We start from the raw sequence: 2776 nt of genomic DNA, 5'->3' as shown, positions 1-2776 counted from the left end.
TTCACTTCCGAGTTCGGGATGGGATCGGGTGGTTCCACAGCGCTAATTTCACCAGGGAGGCGGTTGGAGCGTCGCCATCCGATACAACTGGATAAGGCGCCTGCCTCTCGTAGTTCTTGTGACGTAGCGTGCACTTGGATGCTCTTACGACGCTGTCGTAAAGCCAAGGCAACTTGAGGTTATATGGTCAAGCCTCTCGGATCATTAGTATCAGTTAGCTCAATACATTGCTGTACTTACACACCTGACCTATCAACCACGTAGTCTACATGGTTCCTTCAGGGGGCTTGTGCCCCGGGAGATCTCATCTTGAGGCGCGCTTCCCGCTTAGATGCTTTCAGCGGTTATCGCTTCCGAACATAGCTACCCGGCAATGCCACTGGCGTGACAACCGGAACACCAGAGGTTCGTCCACTCCGGTCCTCTCGTACTAGGAGCAGCCCCTCTCAAATCTCCAACGCCCATGGCAGATAGGGACCGAACTGTCTCACGACGTTCTGAACCCAGCTCGCGTACCACTTTAAATGGCGAACAGCCATACCCTTGGGACCGACTACAGCCCCAGGATGTGATGAGCCGACATCGAGGTGCCAAACACCGCCGTCGATATGAACTCTTGGGCGGTATCAGCCTGTTATCCCCGGAGTACCTTTTATCCGTTGAGCGATGGCCCTTCCATACAGAACCACCGGATCACTAAGTCCTAGTTTCCTACCTGCTTGATCCGTCGATCTTGCAGTCAAGCACGCTTATGCCTTTGCACACAGTGCGCGATGTCCGACCGCGCTGAGCGTACCTTCGAGCTCCTCCGTTACTCTTTAGGAGGAGACCGCCCCAGTCAAACTACCCACCATACACGGTCCCCGACCCAGATAATGGGCCCAGGTTAGAACGTCAAGCACGACAGGGTGGTATTTCAAGGATGGCTCCGCTGCAGCTAGCGCCACAGTTTCATAGCCTCCCACCTATCCTACACAGACGAACTCAACGTTCAGTGTAAAGCTATAGTAAAGGTTCACGGGGTCTTTCCGTCTTGCCACGGGAACGCTGCATCTTCACAGCGATTTCAATTTCACTGAGTCTCGGGTGGAGACAGCGCCGCTGTCGTTACGCCATTCGTGCAGGTCGGAACTTACCCGACAAGGAATTTCGCTACCTTAGGACCGTTATAGTTACGGCCGCCGTTTACTGGGGCTTCGATCAAGAGCTTCGCCTTGCGGCTGACCCCATCAATTAACCTTCCAGCACCGGGCAGGCGTCACACCCTATACGTCCACTTTCGTGTTTGCAGAGTGCTGTGTTTTTGATAAACAGTCGCAGCGGCCTGGTTACTGCGACCCTCTTCAGCTATAGCTCGCACGAGCCACCAAAAAGGGTGCACCTTCTCCCGAAGTTACGGTGCCATGTTGCCTAGTTCCTTCACCCGAGTTCTCTCAAGCGCCTGAGAATTCTCATCCTACCCACCTGTGTCGGTTTACGGTACGGTCTGCGTAAGCTGAAGCTTAGGAGCTTTTCCTGGAAGCGTGGTATCAGTGACTTCGCCATAAAGGCTCGTCTCGGTGCTCGGTCTTGAAGGATCCCGGATTTGCCAAAGATCCAAACCTACCGCCTTTCCCCAGGACAACCAACGCCTGGTACACCTAACCTTCTCCGTCCCTCCATCGCACTTACGCGAGGTGCAGGAATATTAACCTGCTTCCCATCGACTACGACTTTCGTCCTCGCCTTAGGGGCCGACTCACCCTGCGCCGATTAACGTTGCGCAAGGAAACCTTGGGCTTTCGGCGTGCGGGTTTTTCACCCGCATTATCGTTACTCATGTCAGCATTCGCACTTCCGATACCTCCAGCAGACTTCTCAATCCACCTTCAACGGCTTACGGAACGCTCCTCTACCGCGCATAACAAAGTTATGCACCCCAAGCTTCGGTTCACTGCTTAGCCCCGTTAAATCTTCCCCGCAGACCGACTCGACCAGTGAGCTATTACGCTTTCTTTAAAGGGTGGCTGCTTCTAAGCCAACCTCCTGGCTGTCTGTGCCTTTCCACATGGTTTTCCACTTAGCAGTGAATTTGGGACCTTAGCTGTGGGTCTGGGTTGTTTCCCTTTTCACGACGGACGTTAGCACCCGCCGTGTGTCTCCCATACAGTCCGTCTCGGTATTCGGAGTTTGCAATGGTTTGGTAAGTCGCGATGACCCCCTAGCCATAACAGTGCTCTACCCCCGAGAGGATACATATGAGGCGCTACCTAAATAGCTTTCGAGGAGAACCAGCTATCTCCGGGTTCGATTAGCTTTTCACTCCTAATCACACCTCATCCCCTACCTTTGCAACGGGAGTGGGTTCGGGCCTCCAGTGCGTGTTACCGCACCTTCACCCTGGGCATGACTAGATCACCCGGTTTCGGGTCTACTGCCCGCGACTATGCGCCCTTATCAGACTCGGTTTCCCTTCGCCTCCCCTATACGGTTAAGCTTGCCACGAACAGTAAGTCGCTGACCCATTATACAAAAGGTACGCAGTCACTCCTTGCGGAGCTCCTACTGCTTGTACGCACACGGTTTCAGGTTCTATTTCACTCCCCTCTCCGGGGTTCTTTTCGCCTTTCCCTCACGGTACTGGTTCACTATCGGTCGGTCAGTAGTATTTAGCCTTGGAGGATGGTCCCCCCATGTTCAGACAGGGTTTCACGTGCCCCGCCCTACTCGTCTTCACTGAAATGGCCCTTTCAGATACAGGGCTATCACCTTCTATGGCCACTCTTTCCAGAGTGTT

1 rRNA gene (only partly in view) is annotated in these 2776 nt (G+C 53.9%); it reads right to left on the bottom strand.

Features of this window, described 5'->3' with window-relative positions:
* Nucleotides 1–183: 183 nt before the first annotated feature.
* Nucleotides 184–2776 (bottom strand): 23S ribosomal RNA (locus N7573_RS22245); it runs 287 nt beyond the window's last position.

This window comes from Stenotrophomonas sp. GD04054 (genome assembly GCF_029836955.1).
Lineage (GTDB): Bacteria > Pseudomonadota > Gammaproteobacteria > Xanthomonadales > Xanthomonadaceae > Stenotrophomonas > Stenotrophomonas maltophilia_A.
This window is presented reverse-complemented; position numbering and strand designations above follow the sequence as displayed.